Origin of the sequence: Nodosilinea sp. AN01ver1, assembly GCF_050565655.1 — a bacterium.
Taxonomy (GTDB): domain Bacteria; phylum Cyanobacteriota; class Cyanobacteriia; order Phormidesmidales; family Phormidesmidaceae; genus Nodosilinea.
In genome coordinates this window covers 68,916-92,895 of record NZ_JBNXVS010000023.1, presented here as the reverse complement: position 1 = coordinate 92,895, position 23,980 = coordinate 68,916, and the positions used below count along the sequence as shown (strand labels likewise).

Genomic DNA, 23,980 nt, shown 5'->3' with positions numbered 1-23,980 from the left:
GCCAAAACCTGGCCGAGTTCACCGCCTTTGATGCCCCGATGGCGGTGCAGTACTCCAACCCTCAAGATCTCAGCACAGTGCCCACCGGCATGTTTTCGACCGCCGACCTGCTCACCGAGTCGATGCTGACCAACGGCCCCCAGGGCAACCAGCACCTGTTCATCAACCTCAACCACCCCGTCAGCCGGGTCGAAACCCAGGGCAACCGGGCTACTCGCGTGGTGGCCTACGACCTGATCGCCCAGCAGGAGCGCAGCTACCAGGCCAAGGCGATGGTGCTGGCGGCGGGCACCGTCGAGAGCGCCAAAATTGCCCAGCTCAGCGGGTTGACAGACCCCAGCAACAAAATTGGCGTCGGCATTACCGACCACCCCATCTACTTCACCCACTTTGCCCTGCCCGTCACCGCCGACCTCTACGACCCCAACAGCACCAGCAAAGTGCTGCTGCAGCCCAACGACGGCAAGGCTCGGCCTTACAACATTGTGCTGGAGTTTGGGGCCGACTTTAACCAGGGCCGCTACGTCGATCTCGACCTGCTCGATCGCCACCGTCGCGAAAAAGGCAACGTCATGCTCTGCGAAATCGTGTTTTTGATGGATGCCCCGCTGATTGAGCAAAACACTGTGCAGCAGTTTGGCCCCGCCTACGCCAAGCCCGTGGTGCAAATGCAGCCCAGCCCCCTCGGCGGCCAGTACTACGGCGAAATGAACGCGATTAAAGACCAGCTGATCGCCGCCCTGGGCGGGCAACCCCTGGTCAACAACGACCTCAGCCTCAAGGGAGCGGGCCTGGGCGGCGTCGCCCACGAGGTCGGCAGCCTGCGCATGAGCGGCGAAACCGACGATGGCCAGTCGCTCAACGATGGCGTGGTCGATACCAACCTCAAGTTTTTGGCCTACGACAACCTCTACGCCTGCGATCTGTCAGTGTTTCCGTCGTCGCCAGCGGCCAACCCGACGCTGACTCTGGCCGCCCTAGCGATTCGTCTGGCGGAACACCTGAAGGAGGTGGTGTAGACAGTCCACCCGTTTCGGCCCTTGCCCCCCCTACAGGGCAAAGATCCCTAGCGCCCTGTAGGGTGGGCAATGTCCACCCTCATCCCAGGCAAGAACAAGAATTACGAATTGAGCTGCCTGCCGCGATCGCGCTTTTCATCATCGCCCCCTTCCCATTCACCCCAGGCCCAGTATTTCCACCCCCAGGAACCTATTGATGGCCTCAGCAGTCAGCATAAAGCTTGGCCAGGGTTTCCCCTGTTTCGGGTATGCCGCTGAGCGCTAACCCTAAGGGGGTTACCGGCATCTACTCAGTACCGTCTATAGTTCATAGATTGACTACTTTTGCCGATGGCTATGACCGCTTCGTTTCCCAACTCTCAACCCGAGTCAAGACCGCTGGGGGGTCGCTACCACATCGTGCAGCCCCTGGGCTCGGGGGGCTTTGGGCAAACCTTTAGCGCCCAAGATCTGCACCTGCCGGGGCACCCGATCTGCGTGGTAAAGCAGCTCAAGCCCCAGGTCAGCAGCGCCGAAGAACTGCAAACGGCGCGGCGACTGTTCGACACCGAGGCCCAGACCCTCTATAAGCTGGGGTCGCATCCGCAGATTCCGGGGCTGCTGGCCCACTTTGAGGAAGACCAGGAATTTTACCTGGCCCAGGAATACATCGAAGGTCATTCCCTGGCCGACGAGTTGGGCACGCCCTGGAATGAGGCCCAGGTGGTCACCTTTCTGGGCGATCTGCTGGGGATTTTGGCTTTTGTGCACAGCCACGGCGTGATTCACCGCGATATCAAGCCCTCAAATTTGATTCGCCGTGCCAGTGATAAGCGCATCGTGCTAATTGATTTTGGCGCGGTCAAGCAGGTCAGCAACCAGGCCACGGCCCTGCGATCGCATCTCAGCCACACCATTTCGATCGGCACCCAGGGATATATGCCCAGCGAGCAGGTGGCCGGGCGGCCCCAGTTTAGCAGCGATATCTACGCGGTCGGCATCTTGGGCATTCAGGCCCTGACCGGGTACCCCCCCACTGAGCTGCACCCCGACCCCCACAGCGGCGAGCTGGAGTGGCAGCATTATGCGCCCAAGGCCGATCCGGCCCTGCTGGAAGTGTTGGATACCATGGTGCGCTACGACTTTCGCACCCGCTACACCACCGCCGCTGAGGCTCTGGCGGCGCTGCGAGGCTTGCCGCCCCAGCTAAGGCGGTACGTTCCAGCGGCGGCTTCATCCCCCGGTCAGACTCCCCGGACTACCGTCCCCACTGTGGCGGTCGGGCGTCGTCGCGAGCGCACTCAGCTCACGACTCCCCAGGCGACAGCCCCCCAGGCGACCGCTCGGCGGCCAAAGACTGCTCTACCGCTGTGGCTGCCGCTGGTGGCGGGGGCTGGCGTGGCGATCGCGGCCCTGCTGGGCTGGCAGATGTGGCGATCGGCGTCCTCACCCGATGCTGAAACCCCCGCAGTCGCAACAACTCCCACAGACCCGGCTGCGATCGACAATGAGCCGGAGACCGCAACGACACCTACCGATGCGGGTAATGAGGGTGATGAGGGTGATGAGGGGACCGACCCGGTAGCTGAACCCGCTGCGGTTGAACCAGAGGAACCCGCCTCGCCGGAGCCTGAGGCACCCACGCCGCCGGAGCCCGTCGCCGCTGAATCTTCCGAAGCCGCTGAAGATGTCCCTGCGCCTCCAGAGTCGGGGGGTGAGCTGACGACCGGGGCGGCTCAGGCAACCGTGGGCAGCTTGTATAGCTACGTGTCTAGCAAATCATGGGATGCGGCGCGATCGCAGTTTGGCGGCTCTCTGGCGCAGCAGTTTGACCCCGGCTTTTTCGCCCAGTTCGATCGCGTCTCGGTTGAAAACCTGCGGGTGACCGGGCAAACCGCCGATACCGTCGAGCTGGTGGGCGAGAACACCTACGTTTACCCCGATGGCTCGACCCAGCGAGAAGAGCGATCGTTCACGGTGCAAATGCAGGACGGGCAGCCCCGGATTGTAGGCTCCAGCTTTAGAGGAGTATTGCAGTCTCGACAATGAGGTGTAGCTAGGGTTGCAAGCCTAAAGAAATGAGCAGCGGCCATGCGATCGCCAGAATTTGCCGTAGTCTGGATGGACTAGCTTTTGTATCGTTAGCGACCTTTTTGCATGCCTCAACAACTTTTCCGTCTTTCTGCGCTGCTGCCCCTGGGGCTAACCCTGCTGCTGACTACGGCTGCCTGCACCCGCACGCCAGATACCGCCGACGTCAACGGCACCGAGCCAACCACCGCTGCCCCCGCCCCGGTTGACCCAGTTGAAGATACCGAGTCTCTCCTGGCGCTCTCGGGCGAAGGGCTACAGCTGGTGGGCGACCAGAGCGGCTCAACCGATACCCTCGCCTTCGGCACCGAGATAGCCGTGGTCGAAAACGCCCTTACCGAGCTGCTGGGAGAGCCTGTAGAGTCGGGAGAGAACACCGAATGCGGTTCCGGCCCGCAGATGATTACCCAGTGGCCCAACGGTCTGTCTGTACACGCCGCCGACGGCGAGTTTATCGGCTGGTCAGCAAGTCCCAGCACCGATGCCGATTTAACCACCATTGCCGGAGTGGGCGTCGGCTCAACGCGGGGTGAGCTAGAAGCGGCTTACACCATTGAGGTGACTGAGAGTTCCCTGGGCACAGAGTTTTCGACTGGCGACCTGTTTGGCATTCTCAGCTCTGCCGAACCCGATGCCACCATTGAGAACCTGTGGGCTGGAACCGTCTGTAACTTCCGCTAAACATACTAAAAAAGCCGCCCTGATTCAGGACGGCTTTTTGCTAATTAACCTTAGCTTTCGTTAGAAAGCGTCGGCGATCGCTTAGTAGTCAAAGTCGCCGCCCATGCCGGCACCTGCGGGGGCACCCTCTTTGGGTTCGGGCATATCGACGACAATGCACTCGGTAGTCAGCACCATGCCAGCGATGGAGGCCGCATTCTGCAAGGCAGAACGGGTCACCTTGGCGGGGTCAACGATACCAGCATCGAACATATCGACGAACTCGCCGTTGGCGGCGTTATAGCCAACGTTGAAGTCCTTCTCTTTGACGCGCTCGGCAATGACCGCCCCGTTTTGGCCAGCGTTTTGAGCGATGCGCATTAGAGGAGCAGCCAGGGCGCGGGCCACGATCGCAGCACCCGTGTGCTCTTCAGCGGTGAGATTGGCCTCTAGCCAGGTGGTGAGGTCGGGCACCAGGTGGGCCAGGGTGGTACCACCGCCGGGAACAATGCCCTCTTCAACCGCCGCTTTGGTGGCGTTGATGGCGTCTTCGAGGCGCAGCTTGCGGTCCTTCATCTCGGTTTCGGTGGCGGCCCCGACTTTGATCACGGCCACACCGCCAGAGAGCTTGGCCAGGCGCTCCTGCAGCTTCTCTTTGTCGTAGGTCGAGTCGGTTTCTTCGATCTGACGACGAATCTGCTCGCAGCGGGCCTTAACATCCTTCTCGTTGCCTTCGGCGACGATGGTGGTGTTGTCTTTGGTGATGGTGAGGCGGCGAGCCTGACCCAGCATGTCGAGCTTGGTGTTCTCCAGCTTGAGGCCGGTGTCTTCGGAGATCACCTGACCGCCAGTCAGCACAGCGATGTCTTCGAGCATGGCCTTACGGCGATCGCCGAACCCAGGCGCTTTCACAGCGGCCACATTCAGCACGCCGCGCAGACGGTTGACCACCAGGGTAGCCAGGGCCTCTTTCTCAATGTCTTCGGCGATGATGATCAGCGGACGGCCAGAGCGGGCAACCTGCTCCAGCACGGGCACCAGGTCCTGCACCAGGGCAATTTTCTTGTCGGTGATCAGAATGTAGGGCTCATCCAGCACCGCTTCCATGCGCTCGGTGTCGGTGACAAAGTAGGGAGAGACATAGCCCTTGTCAAAGCGCATGCCCTCGGTGACCTCCAGTTCGGTGGTCATCGACTTGCCTTCTTCCAGGGAAATGACGCCCTCGCGGCCCACTTTCTCCATGGCTTCGGCGATCATGGCACCGACTTCTTCGTCGTTACCGGCAGAGATAGAACCCACCTGGGCGATCGACTTGGAGTCGCCAACGGGGCGGGCGTGCTCGGCAATTTTGTCGACCAGGTAGGCGGTGGCTTTGTCGATGCCGCGCTTGAGGGAGATGGCGTTGGCACCAGCGGCGACGTTGCGCAGACCTTCTTTGACGATCGCGTGGGCCAGCACGGTAGCAGTGGTGGTACCGTCGCCAGCGGCGTCGTTGGTCTTAGAGGCGGCCTGACGAATCAGGGCAACGCCGGTGTTCTCGATGTTGTCTTCGAGCTCAATTTCTTTGGCGATGGTAACGCCGTCATTAACGATCTGGGGTGCGCCGAACTTTTTCTCCAGCACCACGTTGCGGCCTTTGGGGCCAAGGGTTACGGCAACGGCTTCAGCCAGGGTATCCATACCCTTTTCGAGGGCGCGACGGGCGTTTTCGTTGTAAACAATGCGCTTAGCCATAAAATCGAATTTCTCCGAGAAGAAGATAAGGAGTGAACAGAAACGTGTCGGTCACAAGGCAGCGAAAAGGGATTCTGGCGTCTTGTAGGTTGGGTAAAGCGGTAGCGAAACCCAACTAAATCAGCGTGGTCAGTGGTGGGCAGTGCCCACCCTACGCGGCCAAAATCCGAGCTTCGACTTCGCTCAGCTACCGAGCTTCGACTTCGCTCAGCTACCGAGCTAAGTTGGGTTTAGCCGAGGACGGCGAGGATGTCTTTCTCAGACAGCAGCACAAACTCGTCGCCGCCCAGCTTGATGTCGGTACCGGCATACTTGGAATAGAGCACCTTGTCGCCAACTTTGACTTCCATGGCCTGACGGCTGCCCTTGTCGTCGGCTTTGCCGGGGCCTACAGCGGTAATCTCGCCCACCTGAGGCTTTTCCTTGGCGGTGTCAGGTAGCAGAATGCCGCCAGCGGTGGTCTCTTCGGACGCACTTACTTTAATCAAAACTCGATCGGCTAGGGGCTTAACGCTAGATGCCGCCAAAGTGATAGCTGCCATACAATGCTTCTCCGGATTTGCTATTAAGACAGCGCCTGAAGCACGTACCCTACGAGATACAGGCGCACCACACAGATAAAGAGCTTAGCACTCGCAAGCTCCGAGTGCTAATCTACGGCGGAAAGGGGGGCGATCGCAACGCCGAGAGCTGTACGGGTTCCCGAACTGGGTGGATGAGTGGATGGGTGGATGGGTGGATGGGTGGACAGATGACTGTCCCTGAGCGGAGTCGAAGGGAGCGGAGTCGAAGGGAGCGGAGTCGAAGGGAGCGGAGTCGAAGGGGTGGGGGCGATCGCTGTCAGAATTAGGTTAAAAGCGATTTTTTATTTTGCACTTTTCATTTTGAACTCCGCGCAGCGGTACTCGCTATGTCTTTATTGCCCGGCCTTAAGGTTTTGCTGCCTGTGCTCACCAGTTTTTTGTTTGCGGGCAGCTTTGTGGCGGGCAAGTACACCACGGTAGAGCTGGGGCCGCTGACGACATCTCTGCTGCGCTACATGATTGCGATGGCGGTGCTGGGGCTATTAATTAGCCGTAGCGCTCAGCCTGCCAAGGCTCTGACGGTGGCGCGATCGGACTGGGGCGCGATGGTGCTTTTGGGCCTGTTTGGGGTGGTGGGCTACCACTATTTTTTCTTTAGCAGCCTGCGCTACACGGCCACGGCCAACACCGCCATCATCAACGCCTTTAATCCGGTGGTGACGGGGGTGATGGCGGCTCTATTTATTGGCGAACGGCTGACTCGCCGCCAGTACGGCGGCATTGTGCTGGCCCTGCTGGGGGTGCTGACGCTGCTGACGCGGGGCAATCTGGCCAACCTCTTAGCCCTGGAGCTAAACCGGGGCGATGGGCTGATGCTGTGCGCCGTGCTGTGCTGGGTGGTGTACTCGCTGATTATTAAACAGCTGAGCCAGCGCTACTCAGGGCTAACGATTACCTTTTACGCGGCGGTGGCAGGGGTGGGGCAGCTGCTGGTGCTGGCTGCCGCCGAGCGCTGGTGGCAGCAGCTCACCCTCATCTCCTGGAACTCGCTACTCGCCATTGTGTACATGGGCGTGGCGGCTTCGGGGGTGGCCTACCTGCTGTTTAACCTCAGCATTCAGCAAGTTGGCCCCACTCGCACCGCCAGCGTGGTCTATAGTCTGGTGCCGATCTTTGTGGCGGCGCTGGCCTGGCTATTTTTTCGCGAGCCGCTGACCGGGGCAATGGTGGCCAGCATGGGGCTAATTTTGCTGGGGGTGAATGTGGTGCTGAGTCAGCCCAAGGTGTGAGCCAGGCGTCAAATCCGGTCCGTTATTCTGTCCATAGTTCTTTTTTTCACCTAATTTTCTGCCGGGAGGCGTTATGGCATCGCTTTTGTCGCCTTTTTCAAGTTCACTCGCGGCTATTTTCGGACCGATCAATATTTTTGACAGCACCGTTTTGCTGGGTGGTTTTGGCGATGATGTGATCAACGGTGGGCCAGAAAACGAAATCTTAGCCGGTCTCTGGGGCCACAACGAGCTGTTTGGGGCTGGGGGTAACGACTGGCTGGTGGGCGGCTTTGGCGACAGCGTTCTCGACGGTGGGCCGGGCCGCAACCAGCTGATCGGCGGGCTGGGGCAAACCACCTTTGTGCTCAAAAACGATGGCCGCATTGATACGATTGTGGACTTTGCTCCGGGGAGCGATCGCCTGCGTCTGGAGGGCGGCCTGAGCTTTGGGCAAATTGCGATCGCCCAGCAGGGGGCCGATACCACAATTCGCTACCTGGGCCAGGCGGAACCCAGCGTGGTGCTGCTCAATGTCGATGCCAGCCGCCTTACGCCTGAGAGCTTTTATACCCAGGCGCTGGTGCCCAGTTTCAACGGGCTGACCGTTTTTGGCGACAGCCTGTCTGACCCCGGCAATCTGTTTGAGCTAACGGGTTTTTTCCCGCCGTTTCCCTACTTTGAGGGGCAGTTTACCAACGGCGGTATTTGGGTCGATTATTTAGCCGATGACCTCGGCTTTGAGGCCAGCCAGGTGCAAAACTTTGCCGTCGGCGGGGCAACCACGGGCCGCGACAACGGCCTTGACCCGCTAATCAGCCTGCTGACGGGCACCGAGCAAAACTTACCGGGCCTGCTCGACGAATTGGATAGCTACCTGGGCGCTTTGGGCAATGCCCCCGCCAACCCCGATGGCCTCTACGTAATCTGGGCCGGGGCCAACGATCTGTTTAACCTGCCCAGCGACCCCGCCGCCATTCCGGCTTTTTTGGCGAATGCCGTGCAGAATGTGGCCACAACCATCACCACCCTGGCTCAGCGCGGGGCCGATACCTTTTTGGTGCCCAACCTGCCCAACCTGGGCCTCACCCCTCGCGCGGCCGACGAGGGCAACAGTGCCGCGGCCACGATGCTGAGCAGCGCCTTTAATGCCGGTTTAGCCAATGCCCTCACCGCCCTGGAGCAAAATCCGCAGCTGGCCATTGACATTATTCCGGTCGATATCTTTGGCCTCACCACCGAGATTCTCGGTGCCCCCGCTGAGTTTGGTTTCACGAACGTCAGCGACCCTCTAATAGAGCAGATCGAGCTGCAAAACCCCGGCTTCTTTTGGTGGGATCAGCAGCACCCCACGACGCGGGTACACGACCTGTTGTCGGATGTCTTCCAGGTCACTCTGGCGGAGGCCGGCTATTTAGAGGCTGGGGATGCGATGCTGCCTGCGTTGGGCGCGGCAGCCCAGACAGGCGGACTGCCCCAGGGTTTAGACGGCGGTCTGGCTGTGGCCTCGAATAGCCTAGTTCCCAGTTCCCAGGAGTGGCTGGCGGTAAGTAGTGATTTGGGCTAGGCCAACCGAATGGGTTTAAAGTTCAAAGTGACATCAAACCTGAGACCTAAGGTTAACGACGGGCTTCGACTCCGCTCAGCCACCGGTAGCTGAGCGGAGTCGAAGCCCGTCTCCAAAGGGAGAAAGCCCGTGCTGTATCGGCTTAATAGCTTTCCTCGGGGGCAACGGTGTGCAGGGCCAGGTCGTGGTTGGCCTGGTTGAGGCGATCGGCGATCGCGCGTCGCCATTTAAGACTAACGGTATCGTCGGCCAGTATCTCCTGGGCCTCTTCGCGGTATAGGGCGCTTTGCACCGTATCAACTTCTTCCAGCTGCTTCAGGTGCTCAAATACTTCTTTGGGAGTTGTCATAGCAGTTGTCCTTATATAACAAAGGCTGGGCAACCTAGGCCAAACGGCTGAGGTTGCTGGCACATCTCACCATTTTCTGAGAAGCCCACCCCAACCGCTACTGTTCTAGCTGAACCTTTACGCCCCGATAAATTTTGTTGTGCTTCGCAATGGGCTGTTGCACTTGGCAGCAGCCATTCCGGCGGTGTGGCCTTCTATACAATTGGTGATTTTTCGGTACTGAATTAAATCGCTGGTAGTTAATAATTGAACGTTTACGTCTGATTGGCCATTTACAGGCCTAGGCTAAGAGCAGGCAGGGGCATGTTGTAGGAGCGAGTCAAACATGGAGATTGCGGCCAATGGGGCGATCGCGGCGGCGTATTTTGTCATTCCCCTCACGCTGCTGCCGCTGTTGCGCACCACCAAGCGAGACATTTGGCTCAACCTGCTGCTGGCGACACTCTTTATTTTTAGCTGCGGCATAGGGCATACCCTGAGTGCCCTGCACCTGCACAGCGCCCTCTGGCATTGGGTAACGGCGGGCATATCGTGGGCGGCGGTGGTGGCCTTACTGCGCAGTCAAACACGTCTGCGCTACCTGGGCGAAACCTTTAGCCTGCTAGAGGCGACCTGGGAGCAGGCCCTCACCGGCAAAGTGCTGTGCGAGCGCATGGGTGACGACCTCAAGGTGCTCAAGCTCAACCCAGCGGCCACGGCCATGACCCAAAATTTGCTCCAGCCGGGCGATCGCCTCTGCGAAAAGATGCCCTTTCACCGCCAGCAGGTTTACCCCTACGAGGTGCCGCTCATTGACCTCTACTTTGCAGCCCTCGACTCTGGCGAACCCAACCGACTGGAGTACCAGTACAAGGGCGAAATTTCTGGCTGGTATATGACCCTGGTGACCCCCCTATCGCCCCAGCTGCTCTATATGACCTTTGCCGAGGTCAGCGGCATGATTCACGACCCCCTGACCGGCCTCTACAACCGCCGGGTGCTGGAGATGGAGCTGGATGACTGGGAGGTCTGCCTGTTTATTGACCTCGATCGCTTTAAGCTGATCAACGACCAGCGGGGTCATTTTTTGGGGGATGAGCTGCTGAAGGCTGTGGCTGAGGTGCTGCAAGACCAGGCCCAGCGCTACGACGGCATTGCCGTACGCAACGGCGGTGACGAGTTTTTGCTGCTGCTGCCCGCCCCCGATGCCGCATCCCCCGCAGCTTGCCCTACCCCGGCGGCGATCGCCGAAGATGTGCTGAGCGATATTCTCGCCATAGAAATTGAGGGAGCCAATCTTAGCGCCTCCATTGGCGCGGCCAGCGGCACCATCGACGCGTTTCAAGAAGATGTGCCCATCAACCGGCTGCTACAGGCCGCCGAAACCGCCCTACGCGAGGCCAAACGCAACCGCCGCTCTAACCTGCCCCAGCACCGCATTCAGGTGTGGAATAGCGCCCTGGCTCGACGGCGGCTGCGCCAGATCACCCTCGAAGCCTACCTGGCGCAGCGCAGCAGCGAGCTAGAGTTTTGGCTGGCCTACCAGCCCATCTGCTGTCTGCAAACCGGCGCTATTGTCGGGGCCGAAGCCCTGATCCGGTGGGATTCTGCCCGCCTGGGCCGGGTGTCGCCGTCGGAGTTTATTCCGGTGGCCGAGGCGACGGGGCTGGTGCACCGCATTAGCGACTGGGTGCTCTGCCACGCCCTAGAGCAGCTGGCCCAGTGGCAGGAGATCTCGACCCAGTTCAACCTCTCCGTCAACATCAGCCCGCTGGAGCTAGAAGACGACGACTTCTTAGACCGCATTATGCAGCGGGTGGCGGGGGCGGGTATTGCCACCCACCACTTCGGCATTGAAATCACGGAGCGGGGCATCTACAACAACCTGGAGCGCTACCTGCAAAGCCTGCAAGAGCTGCGCGATATGGCGCTGCGGCTCAAGGTCGACGACTTTGGCATGGGCCAGTCGGGGCTGGCCCAGCTGTTGCAGTTTCGCTTCGATGAGGTCAAAGTCGATCGCTACTTTATTCCTGCCAACGCACAAAATTTGGAGAAAGTGGCAATCTGTCGGGCGATCGCCAATCTGGCAGACGGCATTAATTTTGACCTGGTGGCCGAAGGCATTGAGCATGCCGGCCAGCGCGACCTCATGCTGGGGCTGAACTACAGCTACGGCCAGGGCTATCTTTTCTCTAGACCAATAACGGCACAGAACCTGACAACACTGCTGCGGGAGGAGAGGCGGCTAGGGGTAGATGGGTAGATGGGTAGATGGGTTAGTGGCGGTCCCTGAGCGGAGTCGAAGGGGGAGCGGAGTCGAAGGGGGGAGCGGAGTCGTTTGTCCTGTGGACAGGCTTCGCCAACGCGCTAGCGTCTCCCATAGGGAGAAAGGGGATGCATGGGTAGATGGGTGGATGTTGATGCGGAGTGGCTTCCCGCAGGGTGGGGATGGATGAATGCAAAGTTCAAAATTGAAAATTCAAAATTTTGAACTTTGCATTTTGCATTTTGAACGTTCCGGAAAGCGGGCGCGAGAGTTAAACGGTAGCTTTCAATACAAAATATTGCTTTTTGGCTGAGCCGATTCGACCTGGCGGAACCTTAATAGCAGCGGTGAAATTCGCTGCTCCACACATTCCTTCACCCCTGGTGTTCGTCTATGGCCACCTCTATTTTGTCCGATGCCAACCGTCGTCTAGAGCGAGCGCTCAAGTACGTTTCGATTTCTGAGGATGCGTCTGAACGGTTGCGCTACCCCAAGGCCAGCCTCACGGTGTCGATTCCGGTACGGATGGATAACGGTACTCTAAAGGTGTTTCAGGGCTACCGGGTGCGCTACGACGACACCCGTGGCCCCACCAAGGGCGGCATTCGCTTTCACCCCGATGTCAACCTCGACGAGGTGCAGTCGCTGGCATTTTGGATGACGTTTAAGTGCGCGGCGCTGAATTTGCCCCTGGGCGGGGCCAAGGGCGGCGTGACGGTAAACCCCAAGGAGCTATCGAAGTTTGAGCTAGAGCGCCTGAGCCGGGGATATATTGACGCGATCGCCAATTTTATTGGCCCCGATGTCGATATTCCCGCCCCCGATGTCTACACCAACCCCATGATCATGGGCTGGATGATGGACCAGTACAGCATCATTCGCCGCAAGCTCAGCCCGGCGGTGATTACCGGCAAGCCCCTCAGCATGGGCGGCAGCCAGGGGCGCGATACCGCCACCGGTACCGGCGCGTTCTACGTGTTGCAGGCGATGATGGCCCGGTTTGGCCAGTCACCTCAGACGACTACCGTAGCGGTGCAGGGGTTTGGCAACGCGGGCAGCGTGATCGCTCGCCTGCTGTTTGACGCGGGGTACAAAGTTGTGGCGGTAAGCGATTCCCAGGGTGGGGTCTATGCGCCCGGCGGACTGGATATTCCCAGCATTCAGCAGTTTAAGGCCTCGACCCGCAGCCTCAAGGCGGTGTACTGCGAGGGCACCGTGTGCAGCGACATCAATGATCACACCACGATTACCAACGCAGAACTGCTAGAGCTGGATGTGGATGTTTTGATTCCAGCGGCGCTGGAGAACCAGATTACCGCAGAGAATGCTGACGCCATTCGGGCTCGCTACATCTTTGAGGTGGCCAACGGCCCCACCACCTCCGAAGCCGACGACCGGCTAGCGGCCAAAGGCATTTACGTTTTCCCTGACATTTTGGTAAACGCGGGCGGGGTCACGGTGAGCTACTTCGAGTGGGTGCAAAACCGCAGCGGCCTCTACTGGTCGATCGAAGATGTCAACACCCGGCTGAAGGCGATGATGGTGGCTGAGGGCGAACAGATCTGGAAAATTGCCCAGGATCTCGATATCCGCCCCCGCACAGCCGCCTACGTACATGCCCTGGAGCGCCTGGGCGACGCCCTCAACGCCAAGGGCACCCGCGACTACTACGTCAGCGGCATCTAGGGAATTTTGGATTTTGGATTGGCGATTTTGGAGAGGTAGTTAACCTCCAATCAGGGCTCTCTCCCCAAGACAGGAAGCCCAATCCAAAATCCAAGATCGACTCAGGCAGCCACGGCGACTTTGGGAGCAGCCCAACGCTGGTACGGCCCAGCAGCACCCACCGCCCCCCAAAAGCTAACGCTATACTCCCCCTCACCTACCCATCCACCCGCCTACCCATCCATCCGTCTTCACCATCCCAAAATGCCGCTGATCTCCGCCGCCAGCTTCAGGGGTCGAAACGGCTTGGCCAGTACCGCTGCCACCGCCAGATCAGGCTCATTGGCCTGCTGAAACGCCTGAGCCTTGGCCGTGACCAAAATTACCGGAATGCCTTCGGTCGTGGGGTTAGCCTTGAGCTGCTGAAGGGTAGCGCGACCATCCATATCCGGCATCATCAGGTCGAGCAGAATGGCATCGGGACAGCGATCGGCGGCGGTGACTAGCGCCTCGGCACCGGAGCTAGCAGAGAGGATTTGCCAATCGGTGGCCATCTCTAAACCCAGCTGAATAACAGCGCGCACGTCGGCTTCGTCGTCAACAATGAGAATGGATTTGGGCATGGGGTAGTGGGTAGGCGGGTAATGGTCCCTGAGCGGAGTCGTTCGCGCTAGCGTCTCCCGCAGGGAGAAAGGGGAGCGGAGTCGTTCGCGCTAGCGTCTCCCGCAGGGAGAAAGGGGAGCGGAGTCGTTTGTCCTATGGACAGGCTTCGCCAACGCGCTAGCGTCTCCCGCAGGGAGAAAGGGGGAGCGGAGTCGTTTGTCCTGTGAACAGGCTTCGCCAACGCGCTAGCGTCTCCCGTAGGGAGAAAGGGAGTAGGGGCAAACGGCGTTTGCCCTGGCAACCGGGGGTCAATTAGCCAGAACCGGGGGCTAGGGGGAGGAGGACGTGGAAGGTGCTGCCCTGGCCGGGGGTGCTTTCGGCCCAGATATCGCCGCCGTGCTGGCGAACGATCTGGCGACAGATGGCGAGGCCTAACCCGGTGCCGCCTTTGGCGCGGGCGTCGGAGGCGTCGATTTGCTGGAAGCGCTCGAAGATTAGATCAAGCTTGTCGGCGGGAATACCGCGCCCCTGGTCGGTGATGGAGAGGTGGAGGGCGGGGAGTGAGGGGGTGGATGGGTGGAGGGGTAGGCGGGTGGATGGGTAGGCGGGTAGGCGGGTGGATAAGTCATTACAAGCCTTATGATCGCCATCACGCTCCCACACTCCCACACTCCCACACTCCCACGCTCCCACTCGCGCATGAAGCCAGACGGTACCGCCGGGGGGCGAAAACTTGATGGCGTTGCTGAGCAGGTTGGTGAGCAACTGCTGCATGCGATCGCCGTCTACCCACACCCTTAACGGCAGCGACTCGACCACCAGGGTAATTTGGGCCTGATCAGACATGGCCTGCATGGCGCAGGTCGCCTGGTCGAGCAGATCAGCCAGGCTGCAGTGGGTTTTATGGAGCGTCAGCTGGCCTGACTTCATGCGCTCCAGGTCGAGGATGTCGTTGACCAGGCGAATCAGCCGCTCGGCGTTGGTGATGGCAACCTGCACCATCTGCTGCCCCCTGGGGTTGAGGTCGCCCAGCTGCCCGGCGGCCACCAGATCGAGGGAGCCAATCAGGGCGGTCATGGGGGTGCGCAGCTCGTGGCTGACCAGGGAGATGAATTCGTTTTCGAGGCGTTTGCGCTCGGTGATGTCGTTGGCGATGCTGAGGGCACAGCGCTGGCCCTGAAGCTCGATCAGCTCTACCGAGAGCAAAATGGTGCGGGTTTCGCCCGAGCGAATGCGCAGGTCCACTTCGCGGTTGTGCAAAACTCCCGCCTGGATCAGGTCTTCGATGCCCTGGTCGTAGGTGGGGGTGTCGATGCCCAGGTTGAGGTCGGTGACCCGCTGGCCGATCAGGTCGTCGCGGCGGTAGCCGGTGAGGCGCAGGTAGCTGGGGTTGACCTCCACAAAGCGGCCCTCGGCCAGGGTAGTGATGGAGATTGGGCTGGGGCTAGAGCGAAAGGCTTTGGCAAAGGTGTCTTCGGCCTGTTTGCGCTCTAGCTCGGCTCCGGCACGGGCGGCAAAAATTTTCAGGATCAGCTCTTGGCCGGGGTTTTCGGTCAGGGGGGTGGCGCTGAGCACCGCCAGGTGGCCCAGCATGTGGCCGCTGGAGTGCATCAGCGGCGCGCCCATGTAGCCCTCGGCCTCCATTTGCTGAAGGCGGGGCGAGTGGGGAAACAGGGTTTTGACGTGGCGGGGATAGATCAGCAGCTGATCGGGAGTCAGCCCGGCACAGGGGGTGCCGGGGATGGCATAGGTGAAGTTTTCGGCGATCGCATCGTCTTCCCAGTAGGCCAGGGTGGTGGCGGTGCCGTCGCCGTTAAACTCAGACAAAAAGGCGTAGCGCACGTTGAGCACCTGGGCCAGGTAGCGCACGCAGGTGTGAAAGAAGGCCTGCCCGGTCTGGGCGGCGGTGCCCTCGACAATCAGCCGCAGGGCCTCTTCCTGGCGTTTGCGCTCGCTGATGTCTTCGCCAATGCCCAGCAGGTAGGTGGGCTGGCCGTCGTCGTCAAACAGGGGCACCTTGAGGCTGCGAATGTGGATAGTTTCGCCGGTATAGGGCTGGGTGATGGCTTCAGAATTTTCGACGGTCTGCCCCTGGGCGACAATCTCTTCGTCCTGGCGGCGGTAGTGCTCGGCTAGGGGGGCGGGCAGCAGGTCGTAGTCGTTTTTGCCCAGGCCCTGGTAGTGAGAAAAGCCGAGGATGCGATCGCAGTTGGGGTTAATCAGCTCGTAGCGATAGTCGTCCTGAATATTCTTGGCAAACACCGTGATTGGGATGTTTTCGACCACGATGTTGAGAAAAGCCTCGGAGCGGCGCAGGCTTTCTTCGAGCTGGCGGCGCTCGGTATGGTCGGCAATCACAAACTCCAGGTAGCCCTCGGCAGCATTCAGCCACAGCGACAGCAGGCCCCAGATCTCGCGGCCATCGCGCCGCCGCAGCTGCAGCTCAAAGTCGTGGTGGACGCCGCCCTTTTGGGAAAGCACCTGGAGAATGCGATCGCGATCGCCCGACTGCACGTAGAACGCGGCGGTCGAAACCCGATCGATCAACTCCGTCGGCGAGCCGTAGCCCACGATGTCGGCAAACCGCTGGTTGGCGTCTAAAATCAGCCCGTCTGACAGCCGAGTGCGGCCAATGCCCACCTGGGAATTTTCAAAAATCGCCCGGTACTTGGCTTCTCGCTGGCGCAGGGCGGCCTCGGCGTGCTGGCGCTCTAGTTCAGCCCCAGCGCGGGCCGCAAAAATCTGCAAAAACTGCTCCCGGCTGGGGTTGGCTGCCATGGGCTGGGTATCGAGAACGGCGATGTGGCCAATCACCTCCCCCGCCGACCCCACCAGGGGAATGCCCAGGTAGCTCTCCAGCCCCTCATCCACCAGCATGCCATCCCAGGGAAACAGCGTGGTCAGCTCTTTTTCGTAGTACACCATCTGCCCTTGCAGCACCGGCTCGCAGGGGGTGCCCGCCAGGTCAAACTCAAAGTTTTGCTGCAGGCCCCCCAGCCACAGGGCCAGGGTGCGGACGCGATCGCGGGCTTCACTGGCATACTCGGTGATCATCACCGACTGCACGCTCAGCAGGTCGGCAATATAGCTGACGCAGGATTCAAAAAAGGCATTGCCGGTCTGGGCCGCCGTGCCCTCGACGATCAGCTGCAAAGCGGCTTCCCGCTGCTTGCGCTCGGTGCTGTCTTCCACAAAACCTTCGTAGTAGGCGGGCTGCCCAGCGCTATCGAGCACCAAGCGAGCGCTGGTCGAAATCCACACGGGCTGGCCGTCGCGACGCCACACCGCCGCTTCAAACCCAGCCACCACCCCACCCTGCTGGAGCCGATCGTGCAGGGCTTGGTAGGCTTCCGGCTGGCAGTAGCGATCGCCCCCCATACCCACCGGATCGGCCAAAAACTGCGTGGGCGACTCGTAGCCCAGCAGCCCCACCAGGGCCGGGTTGACGGTAATGCAAACGCCGTCGAGCCGGGTCTGGTAAATGCCCAGGGGGGCGTGCTCAAACATCGATCGGTAGCGGTGCTCGGCCTCTTGGAGGGCAAACAGGTGGCGCTGGCGCTCCTCGCCCCGGCGCTTGGCGGCGGTGACATCGCGAACCACCATCACCGCCGAGCAGTGGTCGTCGTCAAAGTAAATTAGGCTGCCAGAAATCTCCAGGCAGCGGGTCTGCTCGCCCTGGCCAAACTCGTACTGGGCCGTCTGGTAGTCGCCCGTCAGCACCTGGTAGGAGGGATAGTCGCAGTGGGCGAGCGGCTGCCCCTGCACCTGAAGCGGCAGTACCTGGGGCAAGGGCTGGTTCAGAATGCTGGTGTGATCGCGATCGACCAGGCGATCAAAGGCGGCATTGCACCACTGCACCCGGTTGTCGCAGCCTGTCCACACGATCGCATCGGCGATCGCCCCCAGGGCCAGCTCCATTTTGCTCAGGGTGGTCTGTAGCTGGTCCACCCGTGCGGCCAAGTCAACACCCATAGTCCCTGCCCTCCCTAGCGTTGGGCGATGCCCAAATTAGTTTCACTCTACGGTTCAATCGAGAAGATATCGAGAAGAGAAGCACTCCCTACCCCGTCAATCGGCAGGCCCGTGAATTACAGACACCTGCGATCGCTGCGCCTGGGTCACAGCGCTCTGGTAGAGCCGCTGCAGGCTCAACCCATCCTCTGGGTAGCCAACGACAGCCAGCTCAAAGTCAGGCTGAATTCTCTCCCCGGTGGGCAGGGCCACAATCTGCCGCCGTAGGGCGCTCAGCAGTGGCCCCAGGTAATCGTGGGCCTCGGCGGTGGTCAGCTCGGGTAGGCCAATCACAAAGTCGCCGTTATCCCAGTAGCCCAGGGTTTCGTTCCTCGGCAGCAATGCCTGAAAACACTGGCCCCAGGTTTGCAGCAGCCGCTGCCCGGCATCGGGGCCGTACTGCACCGTCACGGGGCGCAGATCGCTGAGGTGAATTAGCGCCAGCGAGAGCGGTGTTTTGTGGGCGTGCGCGGTTTCAATCAGCTGGGTTAGCTGTCGCTGCGAGTGGGGATAGTTGGGCAGGCCGGTGGCGCGATCGCGCTTGGCCAGCCCCTGCAAAAACCGATTGCGCTCCAGCCGATTTAGCACGCGGGTCAGCAGTTCTGGCCCCACAATCGGTTTTGAAATGTAGTCATCGGCCCCGGCCCGAAACACCTGCTGCACCGTGTCGGCATCGCGGTGAGCAGTGAGAAAGAGAATCGGCAGGTTTTGCCAGTGGGGGTCGGTGCGCACCGCCTGGCACAGGTCAATGCCGCTGAACTGAGGCATGGCGACATCCAAAATCAGCAAATCGGGGGCGGTCGCCGTCAGCACCGGCCAAAACTGCTGGGGATTGTTTAACCCGGTGACACTCATGCCCCAGGGTTCGAGCAGGGGCCGCAGGGCTTGAGTCACCAGGGGGTCGTCATCGACCACCAGCACCTGGGCCGTGGTCGCCCGTTGGCGCTGCAAGACCTGGTGAGTCACCTCCCAAAGCTGAGCCGGAGTCACGGGCTTGATCAAGAGCCGCTGTAAGCCGGTGCGGGCCAGGGCCACCCGATCGACCAGGCTGTCGGTGGCAATCAGCGCCAGGGCGGGCACGGGCCTGGGCTGCGCCGCCAGATGCTGCAAAAACGCCAGACTAGAGGCCCACTCAGAGGCCGCTGCAATGTCAATCACCACCCCAACCACGCGGTGATGCTGCAATTGGCTCTGGGCCTGGTCGGGGCTAAGAACCTGCACCCAGCGATAGGCTGCCGCCTGACCAATTTCCTGCATCTGGGGTCCAAGGGCGACATCGCTGGATACCAGCAGCAACACATCGGCATCCGACGGTTCCTCAGAATTAGTGGGAGGCTGCAAATTTAGGCTACTGGTCAGCTGAGCGACCAGGGGAGGCACGGCCTGCCAGGTGTCACCCTCCAGCAGAGTTTCAAGCTGGCGGGCCAGGGTGGTGCCTTCATCGCGATCGAACATGCCCAACACCCCGGCCAGTTTGTGGGCCGCCTGGGCCGCTTCAGCCTGGAGGTCCGAGGTCAGTGCGTTGGTCTGAATCGCAGTGGCCGCTTGATTGAGAACAGCCAACCGCTGGGTCATGACGTTCTGGTATTTAGACCAGAGGCCCTGCATGGATTGTTGAAAGGCTTGTTCTAGGGAAGGGGTGGATAGGTGGATGGGTGGATGGGTGGGTGGGTAGGTGGGCGAGGAGAGTGGAGGTGGAGGAGATAAGGGGGATGAGGCGGTGGAGAGAGGGGGAGTAGGGGTGTGGGTTTGGGATTGGGGAAGAAGGTAGGGGCTGAAGCGGTAGCCGATGCCGTAGACATTTTCGATCCAGTCGGCGGCACCGACGTCTTTGAGCTTGCGGCGCAGGCCTTTGATGTGGGCTTTCACGCTGTCTTCCAGGGGTGGATCGTCGAAGCTCCACAGGTGCTCGACCAGGTGGGCGCGGCTAAACACCCGCTCGGGGTGGCGCATAAACAGCTCTAGCAGGCTGTATTCCTTGGGGGTGAGCTTGAGGGGCGTGTCGCTGTAGGCGACCTGGCAGCTAGCCGGGTCTAGCCGCAGCGGCCCCACCGCCAGCAGCGTGTCGGGAGTCACTTCGCCCCGGCGCAGCAGGGCCCGCACCCGGGCCAAAAATTCATCCAGATTCAGGGGTTTAATTAAGTGGTCGTCGGCTCCGGCATCGAGCCCGCGCACCCGTTCGGCGGGGGCGTCTTTGGCGGTCATCAGCAAAATGGGGGTTTTGCAGCCCTGGTGGCGCAGCCGTTCGCAGAGGGCAATGCCGTCGAGGCCGGGCAGGCCGACATCGGTAATGATCAGATCGTAGGCGGTGGCTAGGGCATAGCTTTCGGCGGTTTGGCCATCGGCGATCGCATCCACCACGTACCGCTGACTGGTTAAGCAATCGACCAGCCGATCGGCCAAAACACTGTCATCTTCGACCAGCAGAATTCTCACCGTGGCCTGCTGCTATCGGAAAAGGCTACTGCAACGCTACCGCAGTCCAAGGGCGGGGGCGAGATTACTTAAATATTGTTGAGCAATTGTTGAGCCTTGGCAGGTCGCCCCCGTAGCGCAACGACCCTCCCCAAAACTTCCCGATTTTCTCTCAGTTGCCTCCCGGCATCTTCCCGACTGCTCTCTACCTTGAGACTCAAGAGCAGCCCACAGCCCCAGCACGAACAATTCCCCAAGCTGTTTCCTCAGGGCTGAGCAACCGCGCCAGGCCGCCTTTACCGATGGTCCTAAGGAACCTACGTTGATGCCACTATCCACAACCACAGTGCCGAGTTCGCCGCTGGTGCCCTCGGCCCTCCAGCGATCGCCCCTGCCCAAGCCAAATGCCGTTCGCCTGGCCACCCAGGCCGACCAGAAACAACTCACTGCCGCCCTGGTGCTAGCCTTTGCCGACGACCCCATCATGCGGTGGATGTACCCCGACTCCCACCAGTACCTCACTCACTTTCCCGCGTTCGTTCAAGCCTTTGGGGGCCGAGCCTTTGAGCAACAAACCGTCTACGCTGCCAGTGGCCACGCCGGAGCTGCCTTCTGGCTGCCGCCGGGGGTAGAGGTTGACGCAGAAGCCCTGATCGAGCTGTTTCAGCACAGTGTATCTGAAGCCCTGCTGGGCGACCTGTTTGCGGTGCTAGAGCAAATGGACCACTACCACATCCACCAGCCCCACTGGTATCTCTCGCTGCTGGCGATAGAACCCATGCACCAGCGCAAAGGCTACGGCTCAGCTTTGATGGGTGAGATTTTGGCGCGGTGCGACCGCGATCGGCTACCCGTCTACGTCGAATCTTCCAAGCCCGACAACATCCCCTTCTACCAGCGCCACGGCTTCGAGCTGCTAGGCACCATCGAGGCCGGTACCTCACCCCCCCTATTCCCCATGCTCCGGCCCCCCCAATAGCCTTTCCCCCTCCCCTAATTCCTTCGGACAGGCTTCGCCACCCACCCATCCACTCGCCTACTCATCCACGCGCCTACTCATCCACTCATCCACCCATCAAAGGCTCTCTCATGTCACCCACCCCCACCCTCCCCCAACTCTCCGATCGCCTCTTCCTCGCCGACGGCGGCGTCGAAACCACCCTCATTTTCCGCGACGGGTTTGACCTGCCGCTCTTTGCTTCTTTTACGCTGCTGTCAAATGCGGCGGGCTACCAGGCGCTAGAGCGCTACTTTCGCAGCTACATTGCGATCGCCCAAACCTACCAGGTGGGCCTGGTGCTAGAGAGCGTTACCTGGCGGGCCAACCCCGACTGGGCCGCCAAACTGGGCTACTCCAGCGCCGATTTGGTCGAGATCAATCGGCAGGCGATCGCCCTGCTGCAAGACCTGCGCCAGGCCCACGCCACCCCGCAGACCCCCATCGTCGTCAGCGGCTGCCTGGGGCCACGGGGCGACGGCTACGTGCCCGCTGCCGCCATGACCGCTGAGGAAGCCGCCGCCTACCATCGACCCCAGATCGATAGCCTGCGCGAGGCCGGGGCCGACCTGGTCAGCGCTATAACCATGAACTATGTCGAAGAAGCCCAGGGCATTGCCTTGGCCGCCCGCGCCGTCGGCATACCCGTGGTGATTTCCTTCACGGTAGAAACCGATGGTCATTTGCCCACCGGGCAACCCCTGGGCAAAGCCATTGAGCAGGTGGATGCCGCCACGGAGCGTGCCCCCGCCTACTACATGATCAACTGCGCCCACCCCACCCACTTTGCCGAGGCCCTGCCCGCCAACGCCCCCTGGCTAGAGCGCATTCGCGGCCTGCGGGCCAATGCCTCTACTAAAAGCCACGCCGAGCTGGACGAAGCCACCGAACTCGACGCGGGCAACCCCGCCGAACTGGGCCAGCAGTACCGCGCCCTCAAGGCCAAGCTAACCCACCTCAACGTGATGGGAGGCTGCTGCGGCACCGACGAGCGCCACATTGAGGCCATCTGTCAGGCCTGTCTGCCCCTGGCCTGGGCGCACCTGTCGCAGCCCACCCTGACTTTCTAGGGTGATTTCTGCCGAGACAACTCAATGCGATAAACGCCCTCAGGAGAGTGCTGAGGGCGTTTTTGCTTTAAGTCAGAATTCAATATCTATAGCCATCGCCAGGACGGTTAGGACATTCTAGAGTTTCTGAAGCGATGGCTATACGCCAGTTCGCCGCCCGAGTTTTCGCCATTGACGGTTAGCGATGTCCTAAGCGAACTGGCCACCGCTATATTACGAATGTCCACTGGTTAGGACAGATTTGGCATAGAGGCATTGCACTATGTCACCCCTAGTAGCCGATGTCAATGGGCTAAAAACTCAATTACTAAACGATTAAACGCATCGGCATGTTCGAGGTAGGGCAAATGCCCACATGAGTCAAACACCTGTAGTTTGGCATTGGGTATTGCGATCGCCGCCCGCTCCCCATGGCTAACCGGAAAAGCCCGATCCTGCTGGCCCCAAATTACTAATGTAGGCGACTGAATTTCGGCCAGGCGATCGCAAATAGAGCGCCAGAAGTCTGGCTTTATGCCAAAGACATTGCCCATAGTGCGAAAAGTGCGCGTTTGAAACTGCAAAATATCTGATGACATATTCCGCAGTACCAGATCCATAAAAGCTTTGTCATGCAGGTAAGGCTCTGGATCATAAATACACTGCTGCACCATAAATTTTGCGGCCCTAGGACTGGGGTGGTTCAGCACTTCTCCAACCAGTGGCAGGGAGGTTAATCTTGCTGGCAGGGCGACCTCCTGACCCAGCCCGCCCGCTCCGATTAGAACCAGCTTATCTATCCGCTCAGGCGCAGCTAGGGCGATTTTTAGGGCAATGGCACCACCAATAGATCCTGCAATTAAAGACGCCTTTGATAGGCCCATAGCCTCTACAAAGTGAAGGATAAACTGGCTGATATCATCGACCGTGTAGGTTTTTTCAGGCTTGTCAGTCTTGCCTGAACCCACCCAGTCTAGGGCATAGACCTGATGGTGCTGCGCCAGGACAAAAACATTTTTGTACCAGTAATCCACGGCTCCACCCTGCCCGTGAATTAATACCACAGGTGAACCTATTTCACCCAAAGCCCAGTAGCGCGTATTGATGCCATCAACTTGAATATATTTATCTTCTGGCATAGCAAGGGTCATCATTCACCTGCTGGTTGTCGAATGTATTGAATAGCGTTGATCAAGGCATTTAGAATTACGTCATAGCTTTCCTCAGTAGATGCATCTAGGGTGAGCAAACCGGCCTGTTCTGTGGCCACGAAACCATAAAATGCAGCATTTAACATGCGTACGGCATGGATGGTTTCTTGGCGAGTTAAGTTGTAGGGCTGAAGCACCCGTTGATAGAAGGTCAAGATAACTTCGACGATTGGGGCACAGTCGGGGTCGCTGGGCTGTAGGGGCAGAGCTGTCATCACGGCATAGAGGGCGGGGTGCGATCGCGCAAAATGTCGAGCGATGTGGGCCACTGTTCTCAACAGTTCTGACGAATCGTCCATGCCCTCAATCGGTTGACAGCACAGCGCCAAAAACCGCCGCCAAATTTCCAGCGCCACCAGCCGCCGCAGAGCCGCGCCATGCTCGACATGCTTATAAATTGAGGGCGGCGTAATACCCAACTCACGCGCGACGCGATTAACTCCCAGGGCGGCCTCTCCCTCCGCCTCTACGCAGGCGATCGCAGCTTCAATCACATTCCGCTGGGTCAGAGATTTTGCTTTGACTGGACGCCCCACAACAACCTCGACAATTAGCTAACACCATTTACTAAAAGCGAATAGCATTAGCTTTGT

17 protein-coding genes are annotated in these 23,980 nt (G+C 60.0%); 9 read left to right on the top strand and 8 right to left on the bottom strand.

Going from position 1 to position 23,980, the window contains the following annotated elements; all coding sequences use genetic code 11:
• The 3 genes from ACQ4N7_RS17870 to ACQ4N7_RS17860 all read left to right on the top strand — a co-directional run.
• A partial coding sequence (locus ACQ4N7_RS17870; RefSeq protein WP_430712851.1) for a GMC oxidoreductase occupies nt 1-1,019 on the top strand: 1,019 nt, incomplete at its 5' end.
• A gap of 336 nt (nt 1,020-1,355) precedes the next feature.
• Entirely contained in the window at nt 1,356-3,047 is a 1,692-nt protein-coding gene (locus tag ACQ4N7_RS17865) for a protein kinase domain-containing protein (RefSeq protein ID WP_430712850.1), read from the top strand.
• A 108-nt stretch (nt 3,048-3,155) separates the two neighbouring features.
• Entirely contained in the window at nt 3,156-3,770 is a 615-nt protein-coding gene (locus ACQ4N7_RS17860; protein ID WP_430712849.1) for a hypothetical protein, read from the top strand.
• Between the two features lie 81 nt (nt 3,771-3,851).
• Here ACQ4N7_RS17860 and groL read toward each other — a convergent pair whose 3' ends face one another.
• On the bottom strand, nt 3,852-5,483 hold the full coding sequence (gene groL / locus ACQ4N7_RS17855) for a chaperonin GroEL (RefSeq protein ID WP_430712848.1): 1,632 nt from the start codon (nt 5,481-5,483) through the stop codon (nt 3,852-3,854).
• Nucleotides 5,484-5,713: 230 nt separating this feature from the next.
• Nucleotides 5,714-6,025, bottom strand: a complete 312-nt coding sequence (gene groES / locus ACQ4N7_RS17850) for a co-chaperone GroES (RefSeq protein WP_035986961.1) — start codon at nt 6,023-6,025, stop codon at nt 5,714-5,716.
• A 368-nt stretch (nt 6,026-6,393) separates the two neighbouring features.
• On the opposite strand from groES, the gene ACQ4N7_RS17845 reads away from it, so the two are divergent.
• Together ACQ4N7_RS17845 and ACQ4N7_RS17840 are read left to right on the top strand one after the other, a co-directional pair.
• The gene (locus tag ACQ4N7_RS17845; RefSeq protein WP_430712847.1) at nt 6,394-7,296 is read left to right on the top strand and encodes a DMT family transporter; all 903 of its coding nucleotides are present in this window, start codon (nt 6,394-6,396) and stop codon (nt 7,294-7,296) included.
• Between the two features lie 73 nt (nt 7,297-7,369).
• A complete protein-coding gene (locus ACQ4N7_RS17840) occupies nt 7,370-8,842 on the top strand; it encodes an SGNH/GDSL hydrolase family protein (protein WP_430712846.1) in 1,473 nt (490 codons plus the stop codon).
• A 142-nt stretch (nt 8,843-8,984) separates the two neighbouring features.
• On the opposite strand, the gene ACQ4N7_RS17835 is transcribed toward ACQ4N7_RS17840, so the two are convergent.
• Complete coding sequence (locus tag ACQ4N7_RS17835; protein ID WP_106920400.1) at nt 8,985-9,191, bottom strand: hypothetical protein; 207 nt, start codon at nt 9,189-9,191, stop codon at nt 8,985-8,987.
• A gap of 325 nt (nt 9,192-9,516) precedes the next feature.
• Between ACQ4N7_RS17835 and ACQ4N7_RS17830 the strand changes: the two genes are divergently transcribed.
• Together ACQ4N7_RS17830 and ACQ4N7_RS17825 are read left to right on the top strand one after the other, a co-directional pair.
• Nucleotides 9,517-11,433: a putative bifunctional diguanylate cyclase/phosphodiesterase gene (locus ACQ4N7_RS17830; RefSeq protein WP_430712845.1), complete on the top strand. Its 1,917-nt coding sequence runs from the start codon at nt 9,517-9,519 to the stop codon at nt 11,431-11,433.
• Between the two features lie 396 nt (nt 11,434-11,829).
• The gene (locus ACQ4N7_RS17825) at nt 11,830-13,122 is read left to right on the top strand and encodes a Glu/Leu/Phe/Val family dehydrogenase (RefSeq protein ID WP_430712844.1); all 1,293 of its coding nucleotides are present in this window, start codon (nt 11,830-11,832) and stop codon (nt 13,120-13,122) included.
• 230 nt (nt 13,123-13,352) lie between these two features.
• Here the strand turns inward: ACQ4N7_RS17825 and ACQ4N7_RS17820 are convergent, their stop codons facing one another.
• From ACQ4N7_RS17820 to ACQ4N7_RS17810, 3 genes are all read right to left on the bottom strand, one after another.
• Nucleotides 13,353-13,724, bottom strand: a complete 372-nt coding sequence (locus ACQ4N7_RS17820) for a response regulator (protein WP_430712843.1) — start codon at nt 13,722-13,724, stop codon at nt 13,353-13,355.
• 292 nt (nt 13,725-14,016) lie between these two features.
• Nucleotides 14,017-17,676, bottom strand: a complete 3,660-nt coding sequence (locus ACQ4N7_RS17815) for a PAS domain S-box protein (protein WP_430712842.1) — start codon at nt 17,674-17,676, stop codon at nt 14,017-14,019.
• Nucleotides 17,677-17,772: 96 nt separating this feature from the next.
• On the bottom strand, nt 17,773-20,151 hold the full coding sequence (locus ACQ4N7_RS17810) for a response regulator (RefSeq protein ID WP_430712841.1): 2,379 nt from the start codon (nt 20,149-20,151) through the stop codon (nt 17,773-17,775).
• A 304-nt stretch (nt 20,152-20,455) separates the two neighbouring features.
• Between ACQ4N7_RS17810 and ACQ4N7_RS17805 the strand changes: the two genes are divergently transcribed.
• Together ACQ4N7_RS17805 and ACQ4N7_RS17800 are read left to right on the top strand one after the other, a co-directional pair.
• A complete protein-coding gene (locus ACQ4N7_RS17805; RefSeq protein ID WP_430712840.1) occupies nt 20,456-21,109 on the top strand; it encodes a GNAT family N-acetyltransferase in 654 nt (217 codons plus the stop codon).
• Between the two features lie 110 nt (nt 21,110-21,219).
• Complete coding sequence (locus ACQ4N7_RS17800; protein WP_430712839.1) at nt 21,220-22,197, top strand: homocysteine S-methyltransferase family protein; 978 nt, start codon at nt 21,220-21,222, stop codon at nt 22,195-22,197.
• A gap of 284 nt (nt 22,198-22,481) precedes the next feature.
• On the opposite strand, the gene ACQ4N7_RS17795 is transcribed toward ACQ4N7_RS17800, so the two are convergent.
• Nucleotides 22,482-23,327, bottom strand: coding sequence for an alpha/beta fold hydrolase (locus ACQ4N7_RS17795; RefSeq protein WP_430712838.1), 846 nt, complete (start codon nt 23,325-23,327; stop codon nt 22,482-22,484).
• Nucleotides 23,327-23,923 carry a TetR/AcrR family transcriptional regulator gene (locus ACQ4N7_RS17790; RefSeq protein WP_430712837.1) on the bottom strand — a complete coding sequence of 199 codons (597 nt, stop codon included), beginning with the start codon at nt 23,921-23,923 and terminating at the stop codon, nt 23,327-23,329. The genes ACQ4N7_RS17795 and ACQ4N7_RS17790 overlap by 1 nt, the downstream gene beginning before the upstream one ends.
• Nucleotides 23,924-23,980: the final 57 nt, after the last annotated feature.